Annotated in this window: 10 protein-coding genes; all 10 read right to left on the reverse strand. The window is 43.8% G+C overall.

Annotation, left to right across the window (positions count from 1 at the left end; translation table 11 throughout):
* Window positions 1-73 precede the first annotated feature (73 nt).
* The 10 genes from rplN to rplD all read right to left on the reverse strand — a co-directional run bounded on the left by rplN (window position 74) and on the right by rplD (window position 5,173).
* Window positions 74-442, reverse strand: coding sequence for a 50S ribosomal protein L14 (rplN, locus tag VN105_RS02380; RefSeq protein ID WP_142685978.1), 369 nt, complete (start codon window positions 440-442; stop codon window positions 74-76).
* 75 nt (window positions 443-517) lie between these two features.
* A complete protein-coding gene (gene rpsQ / locus VN105_RS02385; protein ID WP_106527849.1) occupies window positions 518-778 on the reverse strand; it encodes a 30S ribosomal protein S17 in 261 nt (86 codons plus the stop codon).
* A gap of 91 nt (window positions 779-869) precedes the next feature.
* Window positions 870-1,070: a 50S ribosomal protein L29 gene (gene rpmC, locus VN105_RS02390; protein ID WP_079470767.1), complete on the reverse strand. Its 201-nt coding sequence runs from the start codon at window positions 1,068-1,070 to the stop codon at window positions 870-872.
* Between the two features lie 68 nt (window positions 1,071-1,138).
* Window positions 1,139-1,558: a 50S ribosomal protein L16 gene (rplP, locus tag VN105_RS02395; RefSeq protein WP_264727010.1), complete on the reverse strand. Its 420-nt coding sequence runs from the start codon at window positions 1,556-1,558 to the stop codon at window positions 1,139-1,141.
* A gap of 55 nt (window positions 1,559-1,613) precedes the next feature.
* Entirely contained in the window at window positions 1,614-2,405 is a 792-nt protein-coding gene (rpsC, locus tag VN105_RS02400) for a 30S ribosomal protein S3 (RefSeq protein ID WP_325637560.1), read from the reverse strand.
* A gap of 64 nt (window positions 2,406-2,469) precedes the next feature.
* Window positions 2,470-2,817 carry a 50S ribosomal protein L22 gene (rplV, locus tag VN105_RS02405; RefSeq protein ID WP_079470770.1) on the reverse strand — a complete coding sequence of 116 codons (348 nt, stop codon included), beginning with the start codon at window positions 2,815-2,817 and terminating at the stop codon, window positions 2,470-2,472.
* Between the two features lie 96 nt (window positions 2,818-2,913).
* A complete protein-coding gene (gene rpsS / locus VN105_RS02410; RefSeq protein WP_079470771.1) occupies window positions 2,914-3,180 on the reverse strand; it encodes a 30S ribosomal protein S19 in 267 nt (88 codons plus the stop codon).
* A 68-nt stretch (window positions 3,181-3,248) separates the two neighbouring features.
* Window positions 3,249-4,082 carry a 50S ribosomal protein L2 gene (gene rplB, locus VN105_RS02415; RefSeq protein ID WP_325637563.1) on the reverse strand — a complete coding sequence of 278 codons (834 nt, stop codon included), beginning with the start codon at window positions 4,080-4,082 and terminating at the stop codon, window positions 3,249-3,251.
* Window positions 4,083-4,170: 88 nt separating this feature from the next.
* Window positions 4,171-4,470: a 50S ribosomal protein L23 gene (gene rplW / locus VN105_RS02420; protein WP_291917710.1), complete on the reverse strand. Its 300-nt coding sequence runs from the start codon at window positions 4,468-4,470 to the stop codon at window positions 4,171-4,173.
* Window positions 4,471-4,534: 64 nt separating this feature from the next.
* Window positions 4,535-5,173, reverse strand: coding sequence for a 50S ribosomal protein L4 (gene rplD / locus VN105_RS02425; protein ID WP_325637567.1), 639 nt, complete (start codon window positions 5,171-5,173; stop codon window positions 4,535-4,537).
* Between the last annotated feature and the right edge of the window lie 35 nt (window positions 5,174-5,208).

Raw genomic sequence — 5,208 nt, forward strand, 5'->3', positions numbered from 1 at the left:
TTCGGATTTCGGGATTTTGGCTTTTTTTGACAAAAATCATAAAAATTCCAAAATCCCTGTACCGCCATATTTATTATAATACCTCAGGAGCGAGGGAGATAATTTTCATATATCCCTTGTCTCTCAGCTCACGTGCAACCGGACCGAAAATACGGGTACCGCGAGGTTCGTCTGAGTTATTGAGCAGTACAACCGCGTTATCATCGAAACGGATATAAGAACCGTCTTTACGACGTAATTTGTTCTTAGTTCTTACGATTACAGCTTTGGTCACCATACCTTTCTTCACACCACCGCCGGGCATTGCATCCTTAACGGTTACTACAATCTTATCGCCTACGGCTGCGTAGTCCTGACCGGAGTTACCTAATACGCGGATGCACAATACTTCTTTGGCACCGCTGTTATCAGCTACACTCAGTCTTGATTCTTGTTGTATCATCGAAATGAGATTTGATATTGTTTAGTCAGCGGCTGGCACCGGGGTAGCCGGCAGCAGCTTGAAACAAATAAATAATTATTTTACTTTAGCGATTACTTCTACCAGTCTCCAGCATTTGTTCTTGCTCAGAGGGCGGGTTTCAGCGATTCTAACGGTATCGCCGATGCTGCACTCGTTCTTGTCGTCATGCGCCATGAACTTGGTAGTTTTTTTCACGAATTTACCATAGATCGGGTGTTTTACCTTACGCTCCACCTTAACGGTAATGGTTTTATCCATTTTGTTGCTGGCAACCACACCAATCCTGGTTTTTCTTAATTTTCTTTCGGTCGTCATTGTTGAAAGTTATTTAACCCTCCGGTGAGGAGGTCATAAATTGTTATACTAATGCTATGTCAGCAGCCCCGGGTGTACCGGGACTGAAGATTTAGAAGCCCAGTTGTCTTTTACGCAGTTCGGTGTTCATCCGAGCGATATCGCGTCTTACGGCGCGGATGCTCATTGGATTTTCGATTGGCGTAATTGCGTGACCAAAGGTCATTTTTTTCAAGCGGAGTTCTTCTGCAGAGATCTTCTCTTTCAGATCCTGTTCGCTCAGGCCTTTCAGTTCCAGCTTTTCTTTTGCCATTGTATTGAGTTTGATTCGGTTAGCTGCCGGAGCAGTGTTACCGGATTTTAGTTATTGTGTACCTGTAATTAAGCTACGAAGTCGCGGCTGGTTACAAATTTTACTTTGATGGGCAGTTTTTGTGCTGCGAGTTCCATTGCTTCTTTTGCTACCTGTAAGGGAACGCCATCAGCTTCAAATAAAATTCTACCTGGCTTTACAACTGCTGCCCAATGGTCAGGAGCACCTTTACCTTTACCCATCCTCACTTCCAAAGGCTTAGCAGTGATAGGTTTGTCAGGGAATATGCGGATCCATACGTTACCTTCACGTTTCATGTGCCTTGTCAGCGCCACACGTGCAGCTTCGATCTGCCTGTCGGTGATCCACTTAGGTTCTAATGCTTTAAGACCGAAAGTACCAAAGGAGAGGGTAGCGCCTCTTTTAGCGTTCCCTTTGATGCGGCCTTTGTGCATCTTCCTGTGTTTCGTTCTTTTTGGCTGTAACATCGTCTATGTTGTTAATGTTAATAGTAATTGTTAATGTCTGCTGAACCGCCAGATACTATCTGCGGCCACCGCCACGGTGTTCTCCACCGCCTCTTCTATCACCACCACCGCGGTTGTCTCTGCGTTCACCGTGATGTTCTCTTCTTTCGCCGCCATGACCAGTGCCACGGTTATCACCTTCCTTACCGGTTAAAACGTTCGGGTTGAGATCGCGTTTACCCAGTACTTCACCTTTACAGATCCATACTTTGATACCGATTTTACCATAAACGGTTAAAGCGAACAGGGAAGCGTAATCGATGTCCATACGGAAAGTATGCAAAGGCACGCGACCTTGTTTCATTTCTTCGGAGCGGGCAATTTCAGCACCACCTAAACGGCCGCTGATCTTAACCTTGATACCTTCGGCACCCATTCTCAGAGCGGTAGCAATCGCCATTTTGATAGCACGTTTGTAGTTGATACGGCTTTCAATCTGTTTTGCGATTGTTTCAGCAACGATGTTAGCATCCATTTCAGGACGACGGATCTCCAGGATGTTGATCTGTACATCTTCTTTGCCTGTCAGCTTCTTCAGCTCTTCTTTGATGCGATCAACTTCGTTACCGCCTTTACCAATGATGATACCAGGCTTAGAAGTATGAACAGTGATGATTAACTTACCTAAAGTTCTTTCAATCACAACTCTTGAGATGCCACCTTTGTTGATACGGGCATTCAGATAAGTTCTGATCTTGTTATCTTCGATCAGTTTGGTCGCAAAATCTTTTTTGCTGCCATACCAATTAGAGTCCCATCCTCTGATGATACCTAACCTGTTACCAATAGGATTTGTTTTCTGACCCATGTTCTGGTTATTTGTCTATTAGTTTAATAGTTTTGTTTCTGTTTCGTTTCCGGTTTGCACTGAATTACTGTGCTTTACCATCCACTACAATCGTTACGTGGTTACTTCTCTTGCGGATACGGTAACCCCTTCCCTGTGGAGCCGGGCGCATTCTTTTCAGTGTGCGGCCGCCATCAACAAAAACGGTTTTTACGATCAGGTTAGCATCTTCTACCCTTGCACCTTCGTTCTTCACTTTCCAGTTTGCGATAGCAGATATCAGCAACTTCTCTAAAGGTACGCTTGGGTGTTTCGGATGGAATTTCAAAATATTCAAAGCCTTTTCCACATCCAGTCCACGGATTAAGTCCGCGAGCAAACGCATTTTGCGGGGAGATGTAGGATTATTATTCAGCTTAGCTACTGCTTCCATTGTTATTAATTTCTTTTATTATTTAATGTCTGATGTCTGGTGTTTGATGTTCCGGTTTGAAACCAATACTTCAAACCTCAAACCTCAGACTATAATTTACATTTTCTTGTTAACGTGTCCTCTGAAGTTACGTGTAGGTGCAAATTCGCCCAGTTTATGACCAACCATAAATTCCGTTACATAAACAGGAATAAATTTGTTGCCATTGTGAACGGCGAAAGTGTGACCAACGAAATCAGGCGTGATAGTAGAACGACGGCTCCAGGTCTTGATAACAGAACGCTTGGTACCGGTATTCATCTTTTCAACTTTTGTTTCTAATTTCAGGTCTACGTAAGGACCTTTTTTTATGGAACGAGCCATGTCTTACTGATTTATGATTTTTCAAACCCGGGATCCGGTATTGCTACCGGAACCCTGATTCAGAAATATTATAATTTTTTACCGTTTTTTCTGCTAATGATCAGCTTATCAGAACTCTTATGCGGCTTTCTGGTTTTCAGACCTTTCGCATATTTACCAGTTCTTGATCTTGGATGGCCTCCGGAAGATTTACCTTCACCACCACCCATCGGGTGATCTACAGGGTTCATAGCCACACCACGGTTGCGGGGGCGGATACCTCTCCAACGGTTAGCACCTGCTTTACCGATGGATTGCAGGGCGTGGTCGGAGTTAGAAACAGTACCAACGGTTGCTTTACAAGTACTTAATACTTTGCGGAGCTCGCCGGAAGGCATTTTCAGTACGGCATATTTCTCTTCCTTGTTGGACAGCTGTGCATAAGCGCCGGCGCTTCTTGCGATAGCACCACCTTTACCAGGCTGCAGCTCGATGTTGTGTACCACAGTACCCAATGGCATATTTTTCAGCGGTAAAGCGTTACCTACTTCAGGAGCTACATCGGCGCCGCTGATAACGGTACCGCCTACCTGTAAGCCCTGTGGAGCAATGATGTAACGTTTTTCACCATCTGCATAACTTACCAGTGCGATGAATGCGCTACGGTTAGGATCATATTCGATCGTTTTAACAGTAGCAGGAACATTCTCTTTATCACGTTTGAAATCAATTACACGGTATTGTTTCTTGTGACCACCACCTATGTAGCGCATAGACATTCTGCCTTGCGCATTTCTACCGCCGGTCCTTTTGATAGGCTCCAGCAGGCTTTTTTCAGGGGTATCCGATGTCAGCTCAGCGTAAGCGTTGCCTATTTTCCAGCGGGTACCGGCCGTCATTGGTTTGAACTTCTTCAGTGCCATTACTTCCTAAAAAGTTAAATGTTGTTATTAAATATAAATAGTGATCTGTATATACATCCACATCCCGGCTGTTCAGGCCGGAACGGCACTACATGTTAGCATACAGATCTATAGTTTCACCAGCTGCAATGGTAATGATCGCCTTTTTGTAGGACGGTTTTTTACCTGCGATGAAACCGGCTTTAGTAAAGCGGAATTTAGCTTTACCTGGCATTACAGCAGTATTTACATCTGCTACGGTTACACCGTAAAACTCTTCCACTGCTTTTTTGATCTCCAGTTTGTTGGCTTTTTTGTCAACAATGAAGTAGTAGCGGTTGAATTTTTCGGTTGCTTTGTTAACCTTTTCGGATACCACCGGTTTGATTAAAACGTCAGAAAGTTTCATCTTCTTTATAGCATTAAGCTGTTGGTGTTACCCGCCAGCTGTTATTGAATTGGTTTTGACATCCTTAAGCTTCAGCAGGCTCTTCAGTGAAGATTTTTGCAGCGCTTTCTGTGAACACGATATAATTGCTGTTCATGATGTCGTAAGTGTTGATATCACTCAGAACAGTACCGTCTACAGTCGGGATGTTTCTTAAAGACAGGTAAACATTGTCATTGTGCTCAGGCGTGATGAAAATAGTCTTTCTGCCTTCCACATTGATGTTCAGATTCTTCAGGAAACCAACGAATTGTTTGGTTTTTGGTGTTTCGAGCTGCAGATCTTCAACGATAATGATGCTGTTTTCTTTAGCTTTTACTGACAGGGCGGAGATCTTTGCGAGATCTTTCACTTTCCTGTTCAGTTTGAAACCCCAACCGTGCGGTTTTGGTCCGAAGATGGTACCACCACCTTTATACAATGGGTTACGGATGTTACCTTTACGGGCTCCACCGGTACCTTTTTGTTTGTGCAGTTTACGGGAAGCACCTTTTACTTCAGCTCTGGTTTTTACCTTATGGGTACCCTGACGCTGAGCAGCCAGGTATTGTTTAACAGCCAGGTAGATGACGTGGTTGTTAGGTTCAACACCAAAGATCTCCTCAGGAAGTTCAATAGACCTTCCGGTTTTCTTACCTTCTATATTTAAAATATCGATTTGCATATTACTTCTGGATTAAAACGATTGAACCAATGTGG

This window comes from Chitinophaga sp. (assembly GCF_035564935.1).
Lineage (GTDB): Bacteria > Bacteroidota > Bacteroidia > Chitinophagales > Chitinophagaceae > Chitinophaga.

Coding starts and splice junctions, on each gene's coding strand:
- rplV (WP_079470770.1), bottom strand. CDS start 2,817: ATGGAAGCAGTAGCTAAGCTGAATAATAATCCTACATCTCCCCGCAAA.
- rpsQ (WP_106527849.1), bottom strand. CDS start 778: ATGACGACCGAAAGAAAATTAAGAAAAACCAGGATTGGTGTGGTTGCC.
- rplN (WP_142685978.1), bottom strand. CDS start 442: ATGATACAACAAGAATCAAGACTGAGTGTAGCTGATAACAGCGGTGCC.
- rpsC (WP_325637560.1), bottom strand. CDS start 2,405: ATGGGTCAGAAAACAAATCCTATTGGTAACAGGTTAGGTATCATCAGA.
- rplB (WP_325637563.1), bottom strand. CDS start 4,082: ATGGCACTGAAGAAGTTCAAACCAATGACGGCCGGTACCCGCTGGAAA.
- rplD (WP_325637567.1), bottom strand. CDS start 5,173: ATGCAAATCGATATTTTAAATATAGAAGGTAAGAAAACCGGAAGGTCT.
- rplP (WP_264727010.1), bottom strand. CDS start 1,558: ATGTTACAGCCAAAAAGAACGAAACACAGGAAGATGCACAAAGGCCGC.
- rplW (WP_291917710.1), bottom strand. CDS start 4,470: ATGAAACTTTCTGACGTTTTAATCAAACCGGTGGTATCCGAAAAGGTT.
- rpmC (WP_079470767.1), bottom strand. CDS start 1,070: ATGGCAAAAGAAAAGCTGGAACTGAAAGGCCTGAGCGAACAGGATCTG.
- rpsS (WP_079470771.1), bottom strand. CDS start 3,180: ATGGCTCGTTCCATAAAAAAAGGTCCTTACGTAGACCTGAAATTAGAA.